Annotated in this window: 25 protein-coding genes; 6 read left to right on the top strand and 19 right to left on the bottom strand. The window is 59.9% G+C overall.

Annotated features, from left to right (window positions below):
• The 10 genes from EYD00_RS02890 to EYD00_RS02845 all read right to left on the bottom strand — a co-directional run bounded on the left by EYD00_RS02890 (nt 1) and on the right by EYD00_RS02845 (nt 8515).
• Nucleotides 1-828, bottom strand: coding sequence for a DUF6456 domain-containing protein (locus EYD00_RS02890; RefSeq protein ID WP_004440671.1), 828 nt, complete (start codon nt 826-828; stop codon nt 1-3).
• Nucleotides 821-1243 (bottom strand): helix-turn-helix domain-containing protein, encoded by a 423-nt coding sequence (locus EYD00_RS02885; protein WP_004440668.1) that lies wholly within the window; start codon nt 1241-1243, stop codon nt 821-823. Before EYD00_RS02885 ends, EYD00_RS02890 begins: the two co-directional genes overlap by 8 nt.
• 478 nt (nt 1244-1721) lie before the next feature.
• The gene (ros, locus tag EYD00_RS02880) at nt 1722-2150 is read right to left on the bottom strand and encodes a MucR family transcriptional regulator Ros (protein WP_004440665.1); all 429 of its coding nucleotides are present in this window, start codon (nt 2148-2150) and stop codon (nt 1722-1724) included.
• A 432-nt stretch (nt 2151-2582) separates the two neighbouring features.
• Nucleotides 2583-2912: a monovalent cation/H(+) antiporter subunit G gene (gene mnhG, locus EYD00_RS02875; protein WP_004440653.1), complete on the bottom strand. Its 330-nt coding sequence runs from the start codon at nt 2910-2912 to the stop codon at nt 2583-2585.
• On the bottom strand, nt 2912-3298 hold the full coding sequence (locus EYD00_RS02870) for a cation:proton antiporter (RefSeq protein WP_004440650.1): 387 nt from the start codon (nt 3296-3298) through the stop codon (nt 2912-2914). The genes mnhG and EYD00_RS02870 overlap by 1 nt, the downstream gene beginning before the upstream one ends.
• Complete coding sequence (locus tag EYD00_RS02865) at nt 3295-3774, bottom strand: Na+/H+ antiporter subunit E (protein WP_004440647.1); 480 nt, start codon at nt 3772-3774, stop codon at nt 3295-3297. The genes EYD00_RS02870 and EYD00_RS02865 overlap by 4 nt, the downstream gene beginning before the upstream one ends.
• Nucleotides 3771-5336, bottom strand: a complete 1566-nt coding sequence (locus EYD00_RS02860) for a Na+/H+ antiporter subunit D (protein ID WP_004440644.1) — start codon at nt 5334-5336, stop codon at nt 3771-3773. The genes EYD00_RS02865 and EYD00_RS02860 overlap by 4 nt, the downstream gene beginning before the upstream one ends.
• Before the next feature lie 19 nt (nt 5337-5355).
• Nucleotides 5356-5733: a Na+/H+ antiporter subunit C gene (locus tag EYD00_RS02855; RefSeq protein WP_004440640.1), complete on the bottom strand. Its 378-nt coding sequence runs from the start codon at nt 5731-5733 to the stop codon at nt 5356-5358.
• On the bottom strand, nt 5733-6152 hold the full coding sequence (locus EYD00_RS02850; RefSeq protein WP_004440637.1) for a Na(+)/H(+) antiporter subunit B: 420 nt from the start codon (nt 6150-6152) through the stop codon (nt 5733-5735). Before EYD00_RS02850 ends, EYD00_RS02855 begins: the two co-directional genes overlap by 1 nt.
• Entirely contained in the window at nt 6149-8515 is a 2367-nt protein-coding gene (locus EYD00_RS02845; protein ID WP_004440634.1) for a putative monovalent cation/H+ antiporter subunit A, read from the bottom strand. Before EYD00_RS02845 ends, EYD00_RS02850 begins: the two co-directional genes overlap by 4 nt.
• A gap of 207 nt (nt 8516-8722) precedes the next feature.
• Between EYD00_RS02845 and msrB the strand changes: the two genes are divergently transcribed.
• On the top strand, nt 8723-9130 hold the full coding sequence (gene msrB / locus EYD00_RS02840; protein WP_004440632.1) for a peptide-methionine (R)-S-oxide reductase MsrB: 408 nt from the start codon (nt 8723-8725) through the stop codon (nt 9128-9130).
• A 194-nt stretch (nt 9131-9324) separates the two neighbouring features.
• On the opposite strand, the gene EYD00_RS02835 is transcribed toward msrB, so the two are convergent.
• The 5 genes from EYD00_RS02835 to EYD00_RS02815 all read right to left on the bottom strand — a co-directional run bounded on the left by EYD00_RS02835 (nt 9325) and on the right by EYD00_RS02815 (nt 12057).
• Nucleotides 9325-9822, bottom strand: a complete 498-nt coding sequence (locus EYD00_RS02835; RefSeq protein ID WP_004440629.1) for a GNAT family N-acetyltransferase — start codon at nt 9820-9822, stop codon at nt 9325-9327.
• A 103-nt stretch (nt 9823-9925) separates the two neighbouring features.
• The gene (gene trhA, locus EYD00_RS02830) at nt 9926-10594 is read right to left on the bottom strand and encodes a PAQR family membrane homeostasis protein TrhA (protein WP_004440627.1); all 669 of its coding nucleotides are present in this window, start codon (nt 10592-10594) and stop codon (nt 9926-9928) included.
• Nucleotides 10595-10911: 317 nt separating this feature from the next.
• Nucleotides 10912-11232: a TraR/DksA family transcriptional regulator gene (locus tag EYD00_RS02825; protein WP_004440625.1), complete on the bottom strand. Its 321-nt coding sequence runs from the start codon at nt 11230-11232 to the stop codon at nt 10912-10914.
• A gap of 122 nt (nt 11233-11354) precedes the next feature.
• Nucleotides 11355-11765 carry a universal stress protein gene (locus EYD00_RS02820; RefSeq protein ID WP_004440622.1) on the bottom strand — a complete coding sequence of 137 codons (411 nt, stop codon included), beginning with the start codon at nt 11763-11765 and terminating at the stop codon, nt 11355-11357.
• Entirely contained in the window at nt 11722-12057 is a 336-nt protein-coding gene (locus EYD00_RS02815) for a hypothetical protein (protein ID WP_234797385.1), read from the bottom strand. The genes EYD00_RS02820 and EYD00_RS02815 overlap by 44 nt, the downstream gene beginning before the upstream one ends.
• Here EYD00_RS02815 and EYD00_RS02810 point away from each other — a divergent pair.
• On the top strand, nt 12040-12900 hold the full coding sequence (locus tag EYD00_RS02810) for a VOC family protein (protein ID WP_034495893.1): 861 nt from the start codon (nt 12040-12042) through the stop codon (nt 12898-12900). The genes EYD00_RS02815 and EYD00_RS02810 overlap by 18 nt on opposite strands.
• Before the next feature lie 85 nt (nt 12901-12985).
• Nucleotides 12986-14146, top strand: a complete 1161-nt coding sequence (locus EYD00_RS02805) for an AI-2E family transporter (protein ID WP_004440617.1) — start codon at nt 12986-12988, stop codon at nt 14144-14146.
• A gap of 76 nt (nt 14147-14222) precedes the next feature.
• Here the strand turns inward: EYD00_RS02805 and EYD00_RS02800 are convergent, their stop codons facing one another.
• The 4 genes from EYD00_RS02800 to EYD00_RS02785 form a co-directional block, all read right to left on the bottom strand.
• Nucleotides 14223-15308, bottom strand: coding sequence for a bifunctional transcriptional activator/DNA repair enzyme AdaA (locus EYD00_RS02800; RefSeq protein ID WP_004440613.1), 1086 nt, complete (start codon nt 15306-15308; stop codon nt 14223-14225).
• A gap of 159 nt (nt 15309-15467) precedes the next feature.
• Nucleotides 15468-16193 (bottom strand): polysaccharide deacetylase family protein, encoded by a 726-nt coding sequence (locus tag EYD00_RS02795; protein WP_004440610.1) that lies wholly within the window; start codon nt 16191-16193, stop codon nt 15468-15470.
• Between the two features lie 61 nt (nt 16194-16254).
• Nucleotides 16255-17163 (bottom strand): dihydrodipicolinate synthase family protein, encoded by a 909-nt coding sequence (locus tag EYD00_RS02790; RefSeq protein WP_034495895.1) that lies wholly within the window; start codon nt 17161-17163, stop codon nt 16255-16257.
• Nucleotides 17164-17267: 104 nt separating this feature from the next.
• Nucleotides 17268-17669 (bottom strand): DUF930 domain-containing protein, encoded by a 402-nt coding sequence (locus EYD00_RS02785; RefSeq protein WP_004440606.1) that lies wholly within the window; start codon nt 17667-17669, stop codon nt 17268-17270.
• Nucleotides 17670-17892: 223 nt separating this feature from the next.
• Between EYD00_RS02785 and EYD00_RS02780 the strand changes: the two genes are divergently transcribed.
• From EYD00_RS02780 to EYD00_RS02770, 3 genes are all read left to right on the top strand, one after another.
• On the top strand, nt 17893-19992 hold the full coding sequence (locus EYD00_RS02780) for a S9 family peptidase (RefSeq protein WP_004440604.1): 2100 nt from the start codon (nt 17893-17895) through the stop codon (nt 19990-19992).
• A complete protein-coding gene (locus EYD00_RS26145) occupies nt 19992-20117 on the top strand; it encodes a hypothetical protein (RefSeq protein WP_262621354.1) in 126 nt (41 codons plus the stop codon). The genes EYD00_RS02780 and EYD00_RS26145 overlap by 1 nt, the downstream gene beginning before the upstream one ends.
• Before the next feature lie 357 nt (nt 20118-20474).
• Nucleotides 20475-21485, top strand: a complete 1011-nt coding sequence (locus EYD00_RS02770; RefSeq protein WP_004440603.1) for an ABC transporter substrate-binding protein — start codon at nt 20475-20477, stop codon at nt 21483-21485.
• Nucleotides 21486-21683: the final 198 nt, after the last annotated feature.

The raw sequence follows: 21683 nt of genomic DNA, 5'->3' as shown, positions 1-21683 counted from the left end.
TTATCGCGTCATCGATGGGCGATAATCAGCATCGCCCCAATGGTGTTCTTTCCTGCCTGCACGGGTTGCAGGCGGCGCGTAGTGGCGCGCCAGCGCCAGCAATGCGGCACGCAGCAGCAATTTTGCCGAACGCGCTGGCCATTGCCTCTCGCGTTCCACCGTCTCCAGTCCCTTTTCGAAACAGCAGATATCGATAGCCACGCCGGATAATTCAGGCCCCATCGCCTCGGCTGCGCGGGAAAACCGTGTTCTTGCGGCCATTGCTGCCTCGGTGAGTTCGAGCGCGCCTCCCGCCTCACCCTTTGTGCGGCTCGCCGTTCTGGGTTCCCATGTCGCCGTCACCCTGGGATTGAGGTGGCCGCGATGAAAATCGGCGGCCAGCCGCTCCCCCGCCTCCAGCGCATCCGGTGGAAAGAATGCCGCGCCGTCACGCTCCTTCAGCCTTGAAAGGCTGATCAGCTGCGAGGTGTTGAGGTTACGCCTGGCCGACTGCTTCGCATCGCCGATATCCACGACAACCGTCTGCATATCCCGATGCTGCTCCTGAAAAATCTCGTCGCGGTCTTTTGCCATTGCGCGTTTCAGGTAGGAGGCGAGCGGCGGCGCCGCATGAAGGGTGTTTTCCCGCTGCTCGACCAGCCCGGACGAAACGGCAAGCCGCACCGTCGCGGCCGGAAACCGTAGCGCGGGATGCCCTGCCCGCCCCCGGCGCAGCACAATATCGCCCCCCTCCGGGGACATCTCGGCTGCGCCGGCGGCGATGCACCGCAGCAGCCGCAATAGATGAGGATCGGAGGAGGCAGCCGGCATGGGTTTCGTCTCAGTCATCCCGGCCCCCTGTCATCACGTTGACGATACTGCCGGTAAGCCGCTCGAGCGTGGCGACAAACTCGTCAAATGCCGGCTCGTCCCGTCGGTCCTCGACCACCTGGCAGGCATGGCCGACCGTCGTCCTGTCCCGGCCGAAGCAAGGTCCGATATCCGACATGGGAATGCCAAGCTGCACATGGCACACATACATGGCGATCTGGCGGACGTGGCACTCCATGCGCCTGATATCGCGGCGCACCGGCGTTCGCTCACCCGTCAATCGCACCATCTCCCCGGTGAGTTGCCGCACCAGACGGCAAAGACGGGAAATGTCATCCCGCCCGCCCGCAGACGGCCACGAACGAAAGGGACGATCACGCACCCGCAGGCAAGGCCGCGCGGCAGCAGGCAGAAACACGGTATCCGACGGCATATGCAACTCCTCTACGAATAGGAATTAATTCATACACCTGAGGAAAGACTTGGGGAAGCGCAAATTTTGCGATGGAGTTCAGGCCATTGAGATAGCTTGATTTTCTCGAAAGTGATGGACGTAATTGAGGATTTTTTTCCTCAGTCGATATTGCGCGAGACGATAAAAAAGCCGATCTCCACGCTGGCTGGCCGGTGATGATTTTCCCTGGAGACTGGATGATGGCAAGCAGCGGCGCCCGCAGGCTTTCGCCGCGTAGCATCCGGCGTGCAGCGCAATAAGGTTCCCTATCGCGAAAGGGTTGTTTCTCACGGCGCGGATACGACGTTAATGGCGGCCTTATGATGCTCGGCTTCGTTCCGGAACCGCACGCCAAGGCATGGTCTTCAATCCCGAAAACAAAATCGGCCGGTCTAAGGACCGGCCGTATTAACTTGCGACTTCCGGCTTTCACTGCAAGCCGGATTGTCTTCGAAAATCAGCGGTTGGCCTTGCGGCGCTGACCGAGACCCATTTCCTTGGCGAGCCGCGAGCGGGCTTCGGCATAGGCGGGCGCAACCATCGGATAATCGACCTGCAGGTCCCATTTTTCGCGGTATTCTTCCGGCGTCATGCTGTGATGCGTCGTGAGATGGCGCTTGAGCGACTTGAAGGAGCCGCCGCATTCCAAACAGACGATGTGATCGTCCTGAACCGACTTGCGGACAGAGACGGCCGGCTTCTGCTTTTCAACATTGACCGCTACCGATGCCGGCGCGGACGTTCCGCTGAGCGCCGTGTGAACATCCGAAATAAGGCCGGGAAGCTCCGTTACCGGGACGACGTGGTTGCTAACATAGGCAGCCACAATATCCGCCGTCAGTTCGACCAGCAGATCCTGGGCGTTACCGTATGCAGTTTCCGTCATTTAAGTATCTCCTGTTAGTGATCCCCTGACGCGGGCGAACGCCGCATCGAGCGATGTGAAGTTACCGGTGCCCCCACCTTCGCCCTGTTGAAACCAACGTGAAATCTACCCCTAGATTTCAAGCGAAAACCGGAAACGTATTGGTCCGAGATTCAACTTATGACCAGCGACATGGGCAGCAATGGTCCTGAGACCCGTAGATTAGACATTAATAAAATGCCTATGCCGACTATGAAGAGGCTAGATGCAAATCGCGATTAGCAACTTTACACTTAATTTGGATAACAGCAAAACAGCAAAAGTCAAATTCCTGCTGTGAATTTTTTAGTTCAAAACAGTCTAATCGGAATACAAAAAATTACGGGTAATAAAATACTATGCCTAGTAGTAATTGAAAACGCGCACCCCCTATTATTAGGGGGTAATTCAACTTCAAATTTTCTTGAGGTCATCAACTACCGATTTAACGGAAAGCGGATAACCTGCCTTGTGCGCAGCCATTGCAAGAAGATGCGCGGAAACCGGCGCCGTCAGAACGAAAAAGAAGAAACCGGCGAGCGCCCGAGCCAGCGTCGATATATCCATAGAGTGGATGCCCACCGCCAGAAGCAGCAGGCCGGAGCCGACCGTCCCCGCCTTGGATGCGGCATGCATGCGGGTGTAAACATCAGGCAGGCGATTGAGCCCGATTGCGGCGATCAGTGAAAAGGCGGCACCCGAGATCATCAGCGCCGCAACCAGGATAGCAACGATCCAACCCATTACCGCCTTCCCTTTTCTTTTCCGCTATTCACCCGAATTTTCGAGGGGTTCTGAGCGAATTCAGACCGGCGTGCGCCATCCAGAACCCCTTTCGGGCCGCGCCCGCCATCCGGTCCGCGCGACAGCACGAAGCGCGCGAACGCCACCGTGGCCAGAAAACCGACGAGCCCAAGGGCAATGGCAATGTCGACATAGAGATTGAAGCCGGTGCGGATGGCAATGACCGCAATGAAGCCGATGGCGATGCCGACCAGCATGTCCAGCGCGACGATACGGTCCGGCAAGGTGGGACCAACGACAACGCGGTAGACTGTCAGCAAAAAGGCCACCGAGAGAACAACCAGCGCAAGTATATTTGCAAATGAAACTATCTGTTCCGGATTCATTGCTGAAACGCCTCCATGATCTTCTTTTCGAAGCCGTTCTTAATGTCGTTTTTTGCGGTTTCGATATCGCTGCAATCGATTGCGTGCACGTAGAGCACCTTTCTGTCAGGGGAAACATCGACGGAAAGCGTGCCGGGCGTGAGCGTGATGAGATTGGCGAGCAGCGTGATTTCGAAATCCGTGGTTACGGTCAGCGGATAGGCAAAAATGCCGGGTTGAACGTCCAGTTTCGGGCGTGTCACCATCACGGCAACCTTCCAGGCGGAAAGCGCAAGCTCCTTGAAGAACAACAGCACCAGCGACAACACGCGGCCAAGACGCAGCCAGTGATTGCGCCCGCCGGGAAGCTGGTGGCGGATAAGCCAGAGCGCCAGCGTGGAGACGATGAGGGCGAAGATGACGTTTGCCAGCGTCAGGCTGCCCGTTACCGCAAGCCATACCGCCACGAACAGCAATTGCACGACATAGAGGCTCATGGCTTGCCTCCTTCTGGAAAGACCGAATGGATATAGGCTTGCGGGTTCCCGAGCCCGGCTGCGGCATCCTGGCTGAGATCAAGCAGGCTTTCGGGAAACAGGCCGAAGAACACGACCAGCAGCGTCAGCGCGACCAGCGGAGCGACGGAGGGCGCCGCGGCGGGCAAGGCGGGTTGTGGCAATGGCTTTGCCGCCGGACGCCAGAAACATAGAAGGAAGACCCGTCCGAAGGCGATGGTGGCGATGAAACCGGAGAGGAGAATGGCGGCGGCCAGCCACCATGCGCCGATATCGATCGCCGATTTGACCAGGACCGCCTTCGGCCAGAAGCCGGAAAAGGGCGGCAGGCCGGAACCGGCGAAAAACAGCGCGAGCGCAAGCGCCGAAAACCACGGAGCCTGCCGGTAAAGGCCGCCAAGCACGGTGAGGCTGAAACCGCCGCCGAGACGAGCGGCGTGGCCTGCGGCAAGGTAGAGCGCCGTCATCAGCACCATGGAATGCAGCGCGTAGAAGATCGCGCCCGAGACGCCTGACGGCGTGCCGATGGCGATGCCCGCCATCATGTAGCCGATGCCGGATATGACGATATAGCCGAGCATCCGGCGAATATCGTTCTGGGCGAGCGCACCCATGGCGCCGAGCACCATTGTCAGCGCGGCGGAAGCGGCGATGACGATGCTGAGTTCCTCCCGCTCGACCGGGAACAGCATGACCATGACGCGCAGCAGCGAATAGATGCCGACCTTGGTTAGCAGTCCACCGAACAGGGCGGAGACGACGATGCGCGGCGTGTGATAGGAAGCGGGAAGCCAGAAATTCACCGGAAAAGCCGCCGCCTTCATGGCGAAGGCAAGCGTGAAGAGGCTGGCAAGCGTCATCAGCGGCGCGGTTTCGCGCAGTCCGTTTGCCTTCAACGCGATATCGGCCATGTTGAGCGTGCCGAAGATGGCGTAGAGATAACCCACCGTGATCAGGAAAAGCGTCGTGCCGATGAGGTTCAGGACGACATATTTCAACGCGCCGTCGATCTGCTCCCGCGTCGAGCCGAGCACGATGAGGCCGAAGGACGAGATCAGCAGCACTTCGAACCAGACATAGAGGTTGAAGATGTCTCCGGTCAGGAACGCGCCGGTAACGCCGGCCATCAGCAGCATCAGGAAGGGATAGAAGCCGTAACGTCTGCCGCTGGCGTCAATATCGCTGCCGGCGTGAATGGCGCCGGCCAGCGCGACGATGGCGGCCGCGAGTGACAGCAACGCGCCGGTGAGATCGGCCGTGAAGGCGATGCCGAAGGGCGGCAGCCAGCGGCCCATGACCATGGTGAACGGCCCCTGCGTGGCAACCTTCCATAAGAGCGCGGCATCGAGAACCACGAGGAGGGCCAGCGCGGCGATGGCGACCAACGCATGGTAGCGAATGGCGTGGCGCATCATCATCAGCACCGCGCCCACGCCGATGCACAGCGCGATCGGAAGAATGATCAGCCAGTCCGGCAGCGGCACGGGCGCCATGACGAGCGCGGCGGAAAGATCGGTAACTGCGGAAGTAGGGGATGAAGCCATGTCGTTTCAGCCTCGCCGCTCAATAACCGAGCGGCGGCAGGGGCTCGCCTGCCGGTTCTGCGGTGCGCATTTCATCGGTATCGTCGGTCTGCAACTCCTGAAACGCGCGCCATGTCAGGACCAGCAGGAAACAGAAGAATGAAAAGGAAATCACGATCGCCGTCAGGATGAGCGCCTGCGGCAGCGGATTGGCAGCCCCTGCGGGCAACGCGTCCATGCCCGCCGGAATGATCGGCGGCACCTCCCGGGTGAGCCGCCCCGCCGTGAAGAGCAGCAGGTTGACCGCATTGCCGAGAATGGCGATGCCCAGCAGCACGCGGATGCTGTGACGTGACAGCATGAGGTAGATCGCGACCGAGAAGAAGACGCCGACGAGAATCGAGAAGATCGCTTCCATCAGTCGCTTTCCCTTTCTTCCAGCGCCAGCGCAATGGATGTGATGGCACCGACCACGACCAGATAGACACCGATATCGAAGGACATGACGGTGGAGAGCGCCAGTTCGACGCCGAAGAGGTTCGGGTAGACCCAAAGCCCGGTCATGAAGGGCACGCCGGCGACAATGGAAACGAGGCCGGAGAGCATCGAAAGCAGGAGCCCTGCCCCGGCAATCGCCAGCGGGTGAAAGAAGATTGCGCGCCGCACCGCCGCCACGCCATAGGCGATGCCGTAGATCGCCAGCGCCGAGACCGCGATCAGGCCGCCGATGAAGCCGCCGCCCGGCTCGTTATGGCCGCGCAGCAGGACGAAGATGGAAAACAGCACCATCAGGCTGGTGACGACGGGCGCCACAGTGCGCAGAATGAGCGTGTTCATGCCCGCGCTCCCTTCTTTTTGAACCTTTTCGCCGGCTCCTTGACCGCGGCAGGGCGGATACGGATCAGCGCCAGGATGGCAAGGCCCGTTATCATCACGACAGCGATTTCTCCCAGCGTATCCGTGCCGCGGAAATCGACGATGATGACGTTGACGACGTTCGCTCCATGGGCGATGACCTTGGAATAGCTGTTGTAGAAATCGGTCAGGCGATTGTCGAAGCTCACCTGCGTCGCGCGCATCAGGTAAAGCGCAAAGCCAGTCCCGCAGGCAATTGCAATGCTGCTGTCCAAGAGCTTCTGGCCAAGGCCGCGATGGTCGGATGGCGACAGGCGCAACCGCGTCATCACCAGCGTCAATATGACGACGGACAGCGTTTCCACCATGAACTGCGTGAAGGACAGGTCCGGGGCGCCGAACAGCAGGAAGATGACTGCCACCGCGAAGCCCTGGATGCCGAGCGCGATGATCGCCGTCAGGCGGCTCGAGGCCGTCAGCACAGCGATGAGCCCCGCCACGGCAATGGCGATGAAGGTCAGTTCATGGATCGGCGCATCCCGCGGCCATGACGGCATGGACGGCAATTCGCCATAGAGGAACAGCGGCACGAGCAGCACGGCGGCGATGACAGCGAAAGTGGCGGTAACGTAAAATTCGAGACGGCCCGGCTGGATCAGCCGGGTGATGTGGAACGACATTTTCACCAGCATTTCGATGAAGACGTCAAAGCCTCGGTCCGGCCCTGCCCCCAGCGCCCTGAAGGTGCGATCGATGAGGCCACGGACAGCGGAAAGCTGCGTATAAAGGACGATGCCGAGTGCGATGGTGAGCAGCGACAGGCCGAGCGGCACGCCGATATGCGGAATGAGCGAGATTTCCACCGGTCGCGCCTCACCGGCAATGGCGCTTGCCATGGGTGTCGAGATGTAGAAATGCGCGATGCCGGAGAACAGAGCGATGGTGAGCCCCTTCAGCGCCAGAAGCGCCGGGCCGAGCCAGAGCAGCAGCGGGCCTTCATGTGCATGTTTCGGGGTCTTTACCGGCTTGCCGAGAAAGGGTTTCAGCGCCACTGCAAAGGCGACGGCAAACATCAGCCCGTTGCCGAGAATGGCAATGCCGGTGAACAGCACGGCACGCGGATTGCCATGCGCGAGCGCATAATAAATCTCTTCCTTGGCAAGAAAACCAAAGAAGGGCGGCAGGCCGGCCATGGAAATCGCGGCCGCCAGCGCCGCCGCAAAGGTGACGGGCATGGCTCTTCGCAGGCCGCCAAGCTTCGTCACGTCGCGTGTGCCGGTCTCATGGTCGATGATACCGGCGACCATGAACAGTGCGCCCTTGAACAGGGAATGCGCCACCAGATAGAGCACCGCCGCCTCGATGGCATGGTCGGAGCCGAAACCCGTCAGCATGACCAGCAGGCCGAGCGACGACACCGTGGTATAGGCGAGCATCAGCTTGAGATCGGTCTGGCGTATGGCAAGCAGCGCGCCGGTGAGCATGGTCAGCCCGCCGAAGAAGGGCAGCAGTATCTGCCAGGCGGCGGTATCGCCCAGAACCGGATTAAGCCGCATCAGCAGATAGACGCCGGCCTTCACCATGGTCGCGGAGTGCAGATAGGCCGAAACGGGGGTAGGCGCCTCCATGGCGTTGGGCAGCCAGAAATGAAAGGGAAACTGCGCCGATTTGGTGAAGGCACCGCCGAGCACCAGCAGCAGCGCGGCCAGATAAAACGGGCTGTCACGCAGGATATCGCCGCTGCGCACCAGCATCGACAGCTGCGTCATCCCGCTCATGTCCCAGATGAAGATCAGCCCGGCAAGCAGCAGCAGTCCGCCGCCGCCGGTCACCACCAGTGCCTGCAATGCGGCGCGGCGCGAGGCGGCACGTTCATGGTCGAAACCGATCAGCAGGAAGGAGGTGATGGAGGTCAGCTCCCAGTAGACGAACAGCATCAGCAGACTGTCCGAGACGACGACGCCCAGCATCGCGCCCATGAACAGCAGCAGGAAAGACAGGAATCGGCCCTGCTGCGGATGCCCCTTCATGTAGCCGCCGGCATAAAGCACGATCAGCAGGCCGATGCCGGTGATCAGCAGCGCAAAGGTGAGCGACAGGCCGTCGATGAACCAGGAAAAGCTGAGATTGAAACTTGGGACCCACGCATAACCGCCCGTCACCACGCCGCCAGCCGCCACCTGCGGCAACATCAGTGCGAAATGGACAAAGGAAAGCGCCGGCGCAATCGCCAGTATCCAGGCGGCATTGTGCCCGAATCTCTTCACCAGCGCCGGTGCGGCGAGCGCCGCGAGAAACGGCAGAAATAGCGACAGAAATGTCATCGGCGTGACATCGGACGTCATTCATATCTCCCGGGGTGTCCCCCACCCCTGCGCGCCATGGCTGGCGTTCTTGTTTCAAATCGGATTTTTCAGTTAAGGCATAGGCAATGCCTTCTCAACCCAAATCGACACCCCGTCCCGTTTCATAACGGAGTCGTTATGGGATATGTCCTCTTTCAATCCGCCATGGCGATGATTATCTGAGGCATGAACAGAAAGGATCATTCCATGAGCGATCTGACATCCCCAAAAGTGAAGAAGACCGATGCCGAATGGCGTGAGCAGCTGACGCCGGAGCAATATCGCATCCTGCGCGAGCACGGCACCGAGCGCGCCTTTACCGGGCCGTATTGGGACACATTCCAAAAAGGCCTCTACCGCTGTGCGGCGTGCGACGAGCCGCTGTTCCTCTCCGACACGAAATTCGACGCCGGCTGCGGCTGGCCAAGCTATTTCGAACCGGTGAAGCCCGGCGCAGTGACGGAACATCGCGACGCCAGCCATGGCATGGTGCGCACTGAAATCCGCTGCGCCAATTGCGGCGGTCATCTCGGCCACGTCTTCCCCGATGGCCCGCCGCCCACCGGTCTGCGTTATTGCATCAACGGCCATTCGATGGTGTTCGAGCCGGTCTGAGCCATACCGCGTATTTCTTCTCCCCGGCGGGGAGAAGGTGGCCCGAAGGGTCGGATGAGGGGGCTACGTTAGCGATATTCGGAGAGCTTGCCCCTCATCCCGCTGCCGCGGACTTCTCCCCCTCGGGGAGAAGAGACTCGTGACACTCGACCGGTCAAAAGATGGCTTAAGCTTCTTGGCTTAAGCTTCTTGGCTTAACCTAATTTCAGTTCCATACACGTCAGATCCAGCCAGCGCCCGAACTTGGTGCCGACTTCCGAGAACCGGCCCGCGACCGTGAAACCGAGGCTTTCATGCAGGCGGATGGAAGCGGTGTTTTCCGACTCGATGGCGGCGATCAGTACGTGCACGTCGTTGCCGGCGGCATGATCGATGAGCGCCTGCATCAGTTTCTTGCCGATGCCGTGGCCGCGGGCGTCCTTATGCACATAGACGGAATGTTCGCGGGTATGGCGATAACCGTCAAAAGCGCGCCAGTCACCATAGGAAGCGTAGCCCGCGACCTCGCCGTCCAGAACCGCGACGATGACGGGAAAGCCGCGCGACTTGCGGGCGGCGAACCAGTCCTTGCGATTGTCGAGATCGACCACCACCTCGTTCCAGATCGCCGTCGTGTTCACGACAGCGTCATTGTATATCTCCATGATGCCGGAGAGGTCATCAACGGTCGCGTCGCGAAGTTCCACGGTCATTTTCTTAGCTCCGCCTGGTTTGCGAATACGCGGCTTTGCCGCGCCTGCGCCGAGCCTTAAGCGATGAGACGGAGACATGTCCAGCGCCGCGCTCTCACGATCTTCACGAAGCCAGGGGAACGAGGCTGAAGGCGGTGACCACGGCAAAATAGTGAACCGCAGCGGCTGCGACCACAAAACCGTGCCAGATCGCATTCTGGAAGCGCAGCTTTTCCCAGACATGGAAGATGACGCCGAGCGAATATATGACGCCGCCGGCGACGATCAGCCAGAGCGTGACCGGCGCGAGATGCGACGACAGCGGCTCGACCACCATGACGCCGCTCCAGCCCATGGCGAGATAAAGGCCGATGGCGACCCGGTCGTAACGGCCGGGAAACAGGCATTTGAGAAGGATGCCGCAGATCGCAGCGAGCCAGATCAGCCCCAGCATGACCGCGATCATGGGATCGTGGATACCCCGCATCAGAAACGGCGTATAGGTGGCTGCGATGAGAATGAAGATCGCCGAGTGATCCAGCCGGCGCAGGAACCATTTCACGTTCGAGTGCGGCCAGATATTATAGGTGAAGGAGACGGATAGGCACACGACGAGACCGAGGCCGTAAATCCACGCCGCTGCAATGGCGCTGAGCGTACCCCATACCATCGCGTAGAAAATCAGCGCCGTGGCGCCGATAAGCGCCAGCACGATACCGACCCCGTGGACGATGCCATCGGCGACAATCTCGTGAAAATCATACTGGCGTCCGAACCGCCACAAATCGCTCATAGTCCAATCCTGTCTGCGTGCTTTCACCAAAGCATGAAGACAATATTAGACAGGAACAAGACAGCAGCCGGTTAATGGCGATCAAATTGCGTTCGGTGCTGTTGCGAAAGGAGAGGTCCTGGGTTGCCCTGCGGCCAGACCAATTGCCTGTGGAGCGAGCGGCATACACTTGTTTCTTCTCCCCGCCGGGGAGAAGTCCGCGGCAGCGGGATGAGGCGGCAGGGTAGATGTGTTCGGAGAGCTTGCCCCCTCGTCCGGCCCTTCGGGCCACCTTCTTCCCAGCGGGGGGAAGAGACCCAGCCACGCTTTCCCTGCCCTCACAACGCCGCAGCACATTCCTGACAGAACGGCGTATAGGGAACAGCCTTCAACCGATCCTCCGAAATCTCGCTTCCGCATTTGACGCAGGTGCCGAAAGTGCCCTTGGCGATACGCTCGAGGGCGGCGTCGATAGCGCGCAACTCATCCTGCCCCACCTGCCCCAGCTCGTCCAGCACCTCGTCATTGCTGCGTTCGGTGGCCCTGTCATCGTCATCAGGATTGCGCGGCTCTTCGAAGTCGGCCTCGATCTTATGCAGGCGGCGATAAAGCTCGCGCTGCCGGTCACGCAGGATTTTCTCGTAACTTTCGGTATTCATGGACTTTTCCTCCAGCCGATCTTCTTGTTTTGTCGCATTTCCGGATGGAAAACCGGATTCCACTTTTCCTGGAAATGCTTGGAGGGGCGGGAAACCCGCCCGCAACCCAAAAACGTCAAACCTTAGCGATCCACCAGCACCGAGCATTTGGCGTGGCGCACCACGCGGTCGGCGGTGGCGCCGATGAAATAGTTGCTGAAGTCAGGCGTGTGCGACGCGATGATGATGAGATCAGCCTTGTGTTCCTCTGCCGCAGCGATGATTTCCCGCGCCGGCGCGCCACTTCTGATTTCATGGCTGCCGTTGAAACCGACCCTGGCCTTGAGGTCCGAGAGTTTTGCCTTGGCGTCCTTGATCGCGTTTTCGATGAGGTCGACAGGAAGGTCGATCGCCATATAGCCCGGCAGTTCCTCGACAACGTTGATGAGAACGATCTCGCCGTCGGGGTCCAGCAGTGCCTTGGCCTTTTCGAGAATCTTTTCTCCCTTGTCAGTGGCGCTGAGGTCTACCGGTACGATGATCTTCTTGTACATGGCTGTCTCCTTTGACGTGATCCGCCGTTGTGTCGGGCTCAAGCTCATATTTGCCGGCCGGCGCGGCCTTCACCTTGATCGAAGTCAAAGCCGAAGCCATGCCGGAACAGGGCATTGTCAACGAATAGTGGACAGTCAATCGCCAGCTGGTGATCTTTGCTGAACGACGAAACCAGCCCATATTCGTCTTCGACAAACGCCGCAAAGCGGCGAAGCCGATCTCGTCGGCAACCGGCCCACCCCTTGGCGCGTCGGAATCAATATGGAGATGATGATGAGTGAAATCAAACAATTCGCCCTGACGCGGCCGGCCTATGTCGGCCAGGCCCATCTCGTCGTTCACGATCTGCCGCGCGTTTCGGATTTCTATCAAAAGATCATCGGTCTTTCCGTTCTTGAAAAGAACCCGAGCGGTGAGGTGCTTGGCGTCGGAGGCCAGCCGCTGCTCACACTTTCCACCTCCAGCACGGCGGAACGCGCGCCGCGCAATGCCGCAGGCCTGTTCCACACCGCATTCCTGATGCCGAGCCGCGATGACCTCGCGCACTGGCTGGCACATGCCGCTCAGAACAATGTTCAGCTTCAGGGTGCGTCTGACCATCTGGTCAGCGAGGCCATCTATCTCGCAGATCCGGAAGGCAACGGCATAGAGGTCTATCGCGACCGGTCGCCGGAAGAATGGACCTACCAGCCGGATGGCACGGTGGAGATGGCGACAATCGGCCTCAATCTTCAGGCGCTTTACGACAGTGCCCCGAAGGCGGCCTTCACCGGCGCAGCGGAGGGAACCGCCATCGGCCACATTCACCTGCAGGTCGGCAATATTCCGCAGGCGGATGAGTTTTATCAGGATGTGCTGGGGCTTAAGATCATGGCGCGGTATCCCGAAGCAAGCTTCTTCGGATCGGGCGCGTATCACCACCACGTGGCCGCCAATATCTGGAACAGCCGTGGCGCCGTGGCCCGCAGGGAGAACATGACGGGGCTTTCCGGTTACTCGCTGAAATTCAACGAGCCGGCCGCGCTCGAGACGGCTCTCGCCGCACTCGACCGGCTGGAAATCTCCACCGAAAGGCAAAGTGACGGCATCTTTTTGAAGGATCCGTGGGGCATAGGGCTAAAGCTTTCCGCATAAACGCTGAACGGGGCGGCAGAAATTTCAGCCGCCCCGGAACCGCCGGATTTGTCGGACGTTAACCTCGTTATTGGGGGATAGTCCGATGAATGAGAATGCCAAGCCGGATCTTTCCGGCACTGCGGCCTTGCCAGTAGACAAGGCCGATCCGCTTGCGACACCCGCCTCTGTTTCACAGCGGGATGACGCGCGCAGTCAGCAACCGCTGGGGCGGGAGGCGCTTGACGTTTTCGTTGCCTGGTCGGTCATCGGCATTTTCCTGATCATGTCCATGGCGGTGATCCACGAATTATCGATGATTCTGATGCCCGTCGTCATGGCTGTCGTTGTTGGCATGATCCTGGGCATCTCCGCCGAAAAACTGGCCTCCTACGGCATTCCGGGTGCCGGTGTCGCCATCATCCTGTCCACACTCGTCGCTGCGGTCATTTTTTTCGTGGTCAATTCCCTGATTGACCCGGTCTCACAGCTGGCATCGGAAGGCCCTGCCCTGATCGAGCGCAGCATTGACCGCTTCCTTCCTTACCTCGAAAATCTGCGGTGGCTGAATATTTCCGCGGCCACGTTCAGCATGGGCTCCATGTCGATGGAATCGCTGCTGTCGCGTAGCGGCGAAATCATTTCCCTGCTTGGCGCGAATGTGACGCCGGCCATCGTTCAGGGACTGATCTTCCTGGCGGCTCTTCTAATGTTTCTCTACAGCCGGCTGCGACTGCGCAAGGCTCTCATCATGGCCTTTCCGGCGCGCCATCAAAGGCTCAGAACCATTCGCATCATCGGCTCGGTGGAGAAGGTGCTGGGCACCTATTTTGCCACGGCAAGCCTCATCTACGCCGCGCTGGGTGTGACGATGATCGTGATCGCCTATCTCGGTGGCCTCGCCATGCCGCTTCTTTGGGGGCTTTTTGCCTTTCTTTCGAGCTTCATTCCGTTTCTCGGCATCACGTTGATGACAATATCGCTGACCGTCGCCGGTATCATCACGCATGACAACATGATCCTCGCGCTGCTGCCGGCGGGAGTGTTCTTCACCATCCACCTCTTGATGGAAAACCTCGCCTTTCCGGCGGTGGTGGGCCGCAACATGGAGATCAACCCCTTCCTCGTCTTTGTGATGATCATCTTCTGGACGTGGATGTGGGGCGCGGCCGGCGCCATGCTGGCCCTGCCGTTGTCGCTGATCGTCATGACGGTGACGCGCGAACTCTTCCCCTCCCGCCGGGTCGTGCCGAACCTGCCGGATTGAACGGCGGATACAGAGGCGGAGGGCGCGACGCGCCTCCGCCAACGGAAAATCTCCTGAAACCCCACAACGAGGCCGCTCAGGAAGCGAGCGGCATCTCGCGCACCTGCCCTTGCGCCATGCGACGCTCATGCTCGATCAGCCATTTCTTGCGCCACAGGCCGCCGCCATAACCGGTCAGACTGCCATCCGCACCGAGCACCCGGTGGCACGGCACGACGATGGCGATCTGGTTGGCACCGTTGGCGCGCGCCACCGCGCGCACGGCGGATGGCCTTTCCATGGCGGTTGCGAGTGCCGAATAGCTGACGATTTCGCCCACCGGGATCTGCCGCAGGCTGCGCCAGACATCGCGCTCGAAGGGCGTGCCCTGGCCGGCAAGGCGGGTTTCGAAGGAGGCTGACTGCCCGGCGAAATAGGCCTTGAGCTCGGCTTCGATCTGACCTGTTACCTCCGTTCGGCCGAGCACCATGTCCGCGCCGGTGCGGCTCTTCAGCCGCTTCAGTTCGGCCGGAAGCGCCGGCCGGTCCGCGAATTCTAGCAGATGCAGGGCATGATCGTCGGCAATGGCGAGCATCGGACCAATCGGCGTATCGATCCAGTCACCCTTCAGGAACCCCCTGCCCTTCATGGCGGCGGGAGAGGAGCCGAAGAACTGGTTGATCGCGGCGCGGAAGCCGCTGCCGGAGTCGTAACCGGCGTCGATCTGCGCGCCGATCACCGCTTCGCCGGAAGCGATGCTTTCCACCGCATCGCCCAAGCGGCGCAATCTGGCGATTTCCAGAAAGCTCATGCCGAAACGGCGCTTGAAGGTGCGGCGCACGGTGGAGGGATCATGGCCAAGCGCCACCACATCCTCCTCACGCCAGCGCCGCGCCGGTTCGTTTTCCAGCGCCGTCAGCAGTTGCGTTACCGTTTCATCGGCCGTGCCATAGGAGAGCATCGGTTTGCAGCGCTTGCAGGGGCGGAACCCCGCCTCCAGGCATTCGGCGATGGTCTCGCGGAACCGGCAGTTTTCGATCTTCGGTTTGCGCGCCGTGCAGGTGAAGCGGCAGAAGATTTTGGTCGAGGTCACGCACACATAGGCCACGCCTTCATAGGCGGGGTCCTTGTTCACAAGGGCGGAATACAGGGTTTCGGTGTCGGGGCGTTTGAACAGCATCATGACGAAGATGCTAGCGCAATTTCGAACGGCACGCCGCCGAAAAACGGGCGTAGATGTGGGGGATTTGTCAGCTCTTTTCTTCCGCGCCGTTTGAAGGAAAAGTCTGCGGCATATTTCTTCTCCCCGGCGGGGAGAAGAAACGGGCGGCAACCTTGGAGATCAATTCCCCGGCGGCGCGAATGACGGGTCGTCCAGCCGCGTGAAAATCACGCCGCGTGCCTTGAGCGCCAACAGGCCCTTCACCACGCCCTCGCCCGCCTCGTGGGTGGGCTGGTTGATGTGGGAGATGATGACATCGCCATTCTTCGCCGCAGCGATATGTTTGGCCGTCGCGGCAGCGCCCAGCAGCGAGCCGCCATCGCCATTGACGGAGTAACCCGCCACGCGCATGCCGAGCCGGTTGATGGTGGCCATGGACGAGCTTGTATATTTGGCCGTCGCACCCCGAAACCATTGCGGCTGGATGCCTGTGGCAGCGACGATGGCCTGACGACCGCCTTCCACTTCCTGCACGACCGAAGCTTCCGATCCCGCAGCAGCGATGCCGTAAATCGAAACGGGCTTGTCCACCGCCGGCACATGGTTTTCGCCGTGGTTTTCGATCTCGAACAGGTCGGGATTTGCCATCAGCACCGCGAGCGCCTCGCTGTTATGCTTCAGCCAGCGGGCGGTCACGAAGATTGTTGCGGGAATACGTTCGCGAACGAGCGTGTCGAGAATGCGGTGGTCGGTCTTGCCCATGCAGGCGTCGAGCGTCATCGCCACCCGCACCTTGCCATCATGCTGCGGCGACATTTTCAGCGACGGCTCGACAAGGCCGTTCGCCGCAAAGGCGGTCGCGGCGGCAGAGGCAAACAGGGCAGCGAGGAGGAGACGACGTATCATTTCTGGTTCCGCAATTTCATGCAGTCATGGTGTGTGGCAATCCGCCCGCAAAGCGCCCGAATTATGGCGCGGTTTCCAGCGCGGAGAGCGCCTCCAGCGCCTCTTCCACCCGCTGGCGTTCCGCACTCGTAAGCGGCAGGATCGGTCGGGGCGGTTCGCTGACCGTCAGCGACAGGATATTGGCGGCGGCATACACAACCCGGATGCTGCCGAATTCCCTGAACAGCGCCCAGAGCGGCTGGAAGACCGCATCGAGCCTTTTTGCCTCCTCCGCATTGCCGGTCTGTGCCGCCCGCATCAATTGCAGCGCCGGAACCGGCAGCAGGCCGGCGATGACGCTGTACCAGGTGTCACCGCCGGCGAGTGTGGCCTCGGCGCAGCCCCAGTCACCGCTATAGCCGATGGCGAAATCGTCCGACAGTTTGGGCCTGAGCCGCGCAAGCTCGCCGGCATAATCGGAATCAGCGGGCAGCGGCATCTTGATGGCGCGGATATTGGGAATATAGGCGAGCCGCACCAGAAGTTCGTCGCTGAAGGTGAAGCGGGTGGTCGTCGGGTTATTATAGATGGCGAGCGGCAGGGCCGTCGCACCCGCCACGGCGGCGAAATGGTGATAGGCCTCTTCCTGCGTCAGCGGCGTGTAGGAGACCGGCGCGAGCAGCAGCGCATCGGCACCGGCCGCTTCCGCATCCCTTGCCAGCGCCACGGCTTCATCGGTGCGCAAGGCGCCGACGCCGGCCATCAGTGTGCGCCTGCCGTTGAGGATGGCGGCGGCCGCTTCGATGGCGCGGCGTCTCTCCTCGCGGGTGAGATACATATAGATGCCGGTGCTGCCGAGAATGCCGACCGAATCAACTGCCGCGACATCCAGCCGCTCGATCAGGGCGGAGAAGGCTTCAACATCGACCCGCCCTGCCTCATCTGCCGGCGTTATCGGAAAAGCAGAAAGTCCCTTGAATCGTCTCGCCATGTCTGTGCCCCTCACTTCGATCAGATGTCAGGGTTACAGAGCCGGTTGCGACGGGGCAACAAAGCGGCGGCTAAACGCCGGTTCGAAACCGAAAAATTCCGTGATCAGTCATAAAGATACAACTTCTTCCACTGCTCCTCGGGAATTTTGTCGCCCACACGGTAGTCGAAGGACTGGATGCTGAGACTATCGCTCTTCAGCTGACACTTGTATCTGAGCTTGTACCATTCGCCCGAACTTCTGAAGACCGCGCCCGGCGCCTTGATGGAGTTTTTTCCCACTTCCGGATCACCGAACGTATAGGCGATCACCTTGTCCGGCTTCATGCCCTTCTGCTCGGTTGCTATCCGCTCCATCGCCTCAATGTCGCAACGCTGCTCCAGACGCTCCTCGGGAGCAAGCGCGTTCAACTGCCGCATGACGCTGGCATCAATCGCAAAAGCGGGGGTAAGGGTCTGCAAGCCAAGGAAAAAGGCAGAAAGGGCAGCGGGAAGAAGCTTTCGCATGGGGTCCTGTCAGTTTTTTCGTTTGTTCTTGACGATGGATTGCGTGCCATCGGGCGGCAAGCATCATCGCTGATTTGCCGGATATTGCCAAAATGTGATCGAAAGCTGACGAAATTGTGCCCGAACGCCATTCCGCCTGTGGAGATTTGAAACTTGATCGGCCGCAAGCCCCGCTCTACATCTTGGTGCCGCTCAAGAATTTTTACAGGAAAGCGAGTTTCCATTGCCGATTTTCAAGAACCTGCCCGCCGCCCCGACCGCCGAAAAACGGCCCGTTCAGGATACGCATCACGGCATTACCCGCACCGACGATTACGCATGGTTCCGGGCCGATAACTGGCAGGCCATGTTCAAGGACACCTCCATTCTCGACCCGGCGATCCGCGCCCATCTGGAGGCGGAAAACGCCTATATGGAAGCGGCCATGGGCGACACCAAGGCGCTTCAGGAGAAGCTTTTCGAGGAGATGAAGGGCCGCATCAAGCAGGACGATTCCTCCGTGCCGGTCAATGACGGGCCTTATGCCTATGGCACGCTTTTCGTGACCGGCGGCGAGCAGCCGCATTATTTCCGCACCCCGCGCGGCGGCGGTGAGAAACAGGTGCTTTTGAACGGCGACAAAGAAGCCGAGGGCAAGGATTATTTCCGTCTTGCCGGTCTCGACCAGTCTTCCGATCACACACACGGCATCTGGGGTTATGACGACAAGGGCTCGGAATATTTCACCCTGCGCATCCGTAACCTCGAAACCGGCGAGGACCTTGCCGATATCGTCGAAAACACCGGCGGCGGCGGCGCATGGGCGCCCGATGGCAAGAGCTTCTTCTATACGCTGCAGGACGAGAACCACCGCCCTTCCAAGGTCTTCCACCATATTATCGGTGAGCCGCAATCGGCCGACCGGCTGGTCTATGAGGAGAAGGATCCCGGTTTCTTCATGGGTGTCGGTGCGTCCGTTCTCGATGATTTCATCTTCATCGACATTCACGATCATGAGACCAGCGAATATCGCATTCTCTCCACGAAAGACCTGACCGCGGAACCGGCTATCGTGGCGGAACGCGAAGAGGGCATCGAATATTCGATGTGCGAAGGCGGCGATGTCTTCTTCATCCTCACCAATGACGGCGATGCCAAGGATTTCCGCATTGTGGAAGCCCCGGTCACGGCGCCCGGCAAGGAAAACTGGAAAGAGGTGGTGCCGCATGAGCCGGGCCGGCTGATCCTCTCCGTCGATGCCTATGCCCGCCATCTGATATGGCTGGAGCGCCGTGACGGCCTGCCGCGCATCGTCATCCGCGACCGCCGCACCGGCGAGGAACATTCCATCGCCTTTGCCGAAGAGGCCTATTCGCTGGGCCTGCATGGCGCGGCGGAATATGACACCGACGTCATCCGTTTCTCCTATTCCTCGATGACGACGCCGAGCCAGCTGTTTGATTACGACATGGTGACGCGCGAACGCACGCTTCTGAAGACGCAGGAAGTGCCCTCGGGCCACAATCCTGATGATTACATCACCCGCCGCATCATGGCCCCTGCGCATGATGGTGAGCTGGTGCCGGTCTCTCTGCTTTACCGCAAGGACGTGGCGCTCGACGGTTCCGCCCCCTGCCTGCTTTATGGCTACGGCGCTTACGGCATCACCATTCCCGCTTCCTTCTCCACCACGACGCTGTCTCTGGCGGACCGTGGTTTCATCTATGCCATCGCCCATATTCGCGGCGGCAAGGACAAGGGTTTCGAGTGGTACGAAACCGGCAAGATGGAGCACAAGCAGAACACGTTCAGAGACTTCATTGCCGCTGCCGATCATCTGGTGCAGGAAGGTTTCACGTCTTACGAGCGCATCATCGCCGAGGGTGGTTCTGCCGGCGGCATGTTGATGGGCGCCGTCGCCAATATGGCGCCGGAGAAGTTTGCCGGCATCATCGCCGCCGTTCCCTTCGTGGACGTGCTGACAACGATGCTGGACGACACGCTGCCGCTGACGCCGCCGGAATGGCCGGAATGGGGCAATCCGCTGGAAGCGGCAGAGGAATATGGCTGGATCGCCGCCTACAGCCCCTATGACAATGTCGGTGCGAAGCCTTACCCGCCGATTCTGGCGCTTTCCGGCCTCACCGATCCGCGTGTGACCTATTGGGAGCCGACCAAATGGGTGGCGAAGCTGCGCGAAAAGACCACGGGTGAAGCGCCGATCCTGCTCAAGACCAACATGGCGGCCGGCCATGGTGGCAAGTCGGGCCGCTTCCAGCGGCTGGAGGAAATAGCCTTCGAATACGCCTTCGCGCTGAAGGTAGCCGGCAAGGACGCCGTCTGATGCCCGATGCGGGCGGCGTAGGCTGCCGCCCGTATCGTTTCGCACAAAAATACCTCTCGAAAAAAGATTTCAGATTATTTTTTTCACAAATTGCGGCAAAAATTTCTTATTTAAACAAAACTTGAAATTATTGGGAATTTTTATTTCGATCTACTGTATAGTCGATATTTTCTACTGAATAATAAAATACACGCCATGTATTACCCGAACAGGAAAATCGCTCCATAGATCACCTGCATGGCTGCCCTGCGCATTGCCGCGTTGCAATATCACTTTTTGGCCGTATTATGCACGGCGTTGACATATTCATGCGCCTTTTCGCCGCAGTTTCCGCGGCAATCTCGCGGCTTGTTCTGCGGATATTCTCTCGCCGGATTTTCGGCATCTCCACGCGCCATGTCAGTTCGCCCTTGGCAATCCGGGCTTTGCAGTGCTCCCGCTTTGCCAAATGAAAACACTGCATCAGACTTGGAGGTCTCCTCATGAAGAAACTCCTGGCCTCGACCATTCTCGTAACGGGCTTTACCATCGCTGCCGGTGCAGCATCTTCCGCCAATGCCGCAGACAGCTGTGGCAGCATCACCATCGCCGAAATGAACTGGGCATCCGCCGGTGTCGCGGCCTACGTCGACAAGTTCATCATGGAAAACGGCTATGACTGCACGGTCAATGTCGTCAGCGGCGACACCACCCCCACTTTCACCTCCATGAATGAAAAGGGCCAGCCGGATATGGCGCCCGAAATGTGGGTGAACACACTTGGCACCCCCTACGAGGAAGCCGTCAAGAGCGGCAATCTCATTCAGGAAGTCAAAATCCTGAGCGAAGGCGGCGTTGAAGGCTGGTGGATTCCGAAATATCTCGCCGACGAACATCCAGACATCAAGACCGTCGAGGATGCGCTGAAGCATCCTGAACTGTTTCCCGCGCCTGAAGACGCCAGCAAGGGCGCCGTGTTCGGCTGCCCGCCGGGCTGGGGTTGCCAGCCAACCACCGCCAACCTGTTCAAGGCCCGCAAGGCTGATGAGAAGGGCTTTGCATTGATCGATACCGGCTCCGCGGCCGGTCTGGATGGCTCTATTTCCAATGCCTACGAAAAGAAGCAGGGCTGGCTCGGCTATTATTGGGCTCCGACGGCCATTCTCGGCAAATACGATATGGTGAAGCTGGACGATGGCGTTCCGCTTGACCGGGCGGCTTACGACAATTGCATCGCCAAGGCGGACTGCGCCGATCCCAAGCCGAATGCCTATCCGGTGGCGGAGGTCTTCACCGTCGTGACCAAGGATTTCGCCGAAAAGGCGGGCCCTTCCATCGACTACATCCGCAAGCGGCAGTGGGACAACGACACCGTCGCCAAGGTTCTGGCGTGGATGGATGAAAATCAGGGCACCAATGAAGATGGGGCCGAGTATTTCCTCGAGAACCATGAGGAACTCTGGACGAAGTGGGTTTCGCCCGAGGTGGCTGAGAAGATCAAGGCTTCGATGTGACGGGAGGCGGGGTTGGCGCAAGCCGCTTACCCCCCTCTGCCCTGCCGGGCATCTCCCCCTCAAGGGGGGAGATCGACCTGCGGCGGGGGTCTCGCCCATCGCTTACGTTGAGATTTTGGAAAGGGTGCGCCCTGCCGATCTCCCCCTTGAGGGGGAGATGTCCGGCAGGACAGAGGGGGGTGCCCGCACGCACCAACC

It is taken from the genome of Agrobacterium sp. 33MFTa1.1, from assembly GCF_004328495.1.
Classification (GTDB): domain Bacteria; phylum Pseudomonadota; class Alphaproteobacteria; order Rhizobiales; family Rhizobiaceae; genus Agrobacterium; species Agrobacterium pusense.
The sequence above is the reverse complement of the archived record's forward strand: the minus strand, read 5'-3'. Positions and strand labels throughout refer to the sequence as shown.

Bases quoted from the DNA above. Each gene is read 5' to 3' on its own strand.
- EYD00_RS02890 (WP_004440671.1), bottom strand. From the start codon at position 828: ATGACTGAGACGAAACCCATGCCGGCTGCCTCCTCCGATCCTCATCTA.
- EYD00_RS02885 (WP_004440668.1), bottom strand. From the start codon at position 1,243: ATGCCGTCGGATACCGTGTTTCTGCCTGCTGCCGCGCGGCCTTGCCTG.
- ros (WP_004440665.1), bottom strand. From the start codon at position 2,150: ATGACGGAAACTGCATACGGTAACGCCCAGGATCTGCTGGTCGAACTG.
- mnhG (WP_004440653.1), bottom strand. From the start codon at position 2,912: ATGGGTTGGATCGTTGCTATCCTGGTTGCGGCGCTGATGATCTCGGGT.
- EYD00_RS02870 (WP_004440650.1), bottom strand. From the start codon at position 3,298: ATGAATCCGGAACAGATAGTTTCATTTGCAAATATACTTGCGCTGGTT.
- EYD00_RS02865 (WP_004440647.1), bottom strand. From the start codon at position 3,774: ATGAGCCTCTATGTCGTGCAATTGCTGTTCGTGGCGGTATGGCTTGCG.
- EYD00_RS02860 (WP_004440644.1), bottom strand. From the start codon at position 5,336: ATGGCTTCATCCCCTACTTCCGCAGTTACCGATCTTTCCGCCGCGCTC.
- EYD00_RS02855 (WP_004440640.1), bottom strand. From the start codon at position 5,733: ATGGAAGCGATCTTCTCGATTCTCGTCGGCGTCTTCTTCTCGGTCGCG.
- EYD00_RS02850 (WP_004440637.1), bottom strand. From the start codon at position 6,152: ATGAACACGCTCATTCTGCGCACTGTGGCGCCCGTCGTCACCAGCCTG.
- EYD00_RS02845 (WP_004440634.1), bottom strand. From the start codon at position 8,515: ATGACGTCCGATGTCACGCCGATGACATTTCTGTCGCTATTTCTGCCG.
- msrB (WP_004440632.1), top strand. From the start codon at position 8,723: ATGAGCGATCTGACATCCCCAAAAGTGAAGAAGACCGATGCCGAATGG.
- EYD00_RS02835 (WP_004440629.1), bottom strand. From the start codon at position 9,822: ATGACCGTGGAACTTCGCGACGCGACCGTTGATGACCTCTCCGGCATC.
- trhA (WP_004440627.1), bottom strand. From the start codon at position 10,594: ATGAGCGATTTGTGGCGGTTCGGACGCCAGTATGATTTTCACGAGATT.
- EYD00_RS02825 (WP_004440625.1), bottom strand. From the start codon at position 11,232: ATGAATACCGAAAGTTACGAGAAAATCCTGCGTGACCGGCAGCGCGAG.
- EYD00_RS02820 (WP_004440622.1), bottom strand. From the start codon at position 11,765: ATGTACAAGAAGATCATCGTACCGGTAGACCTCAGCGCCACTGACAAG.
- EYD00_RS02810 (WP_034495893.1), top strand. From the start codon at position 12,040: ATGAGTGAAATCAAACAATTCGCCCTGACGCGGCCGGCCTATGTCGGC.
- EYD00_RS02805 (WP_004440617.1), top strand. From the start codon at position 12,986: ATGAATGAGAATGCCAAGCCGGATCTTTCCGGCACTGCGGCCTTGCCA.
- EYD00_RS02800 (WP_004440613.1), bottom strand. From the start codon at position 15,308: ATGATGCTGTTCAAACGCCCCGACACCGAAACCCTGTATTCCGCCCTT.
- EYD00_RS02795 (WP_004440610.1), bottom strand. From the start codon at position 16,193: ATGATACGTCGTCTCCTCCTCGCTGCCCTGTTTGCCTCTGCCGCCGCG.
- EYD00_RS02790 (WP_034495895.1), bottom strand. From the start codon at position 17,163: ATGGCGAGACGATTCAAGGGACTTTCTGCTTTTCCGATAACGCCGGCA.
- EYD00_RS02785 (WP_004440606.1), bottom strand. From the start codon at position 17,669: ATGCGAAAGCTTCTTCCCGCTGCCCTTTCTGCCTTTTTCCTTGGCTTG.
- EYD00_RS26145 (WP_262621354.1), top strand. From the start codon at position 19,992: ATGCCCGATGCGGGCGGCGTAGGCTGCCGCCCGTATCGTTTCGCACAA.
- EYD00_RS02770 (WP_004440603.1), top strand. From the start codon at position 20,475: ATGAAGAAACTCCTGGCCTCGACCATTCTCGTAACGGGCTTTACCATC.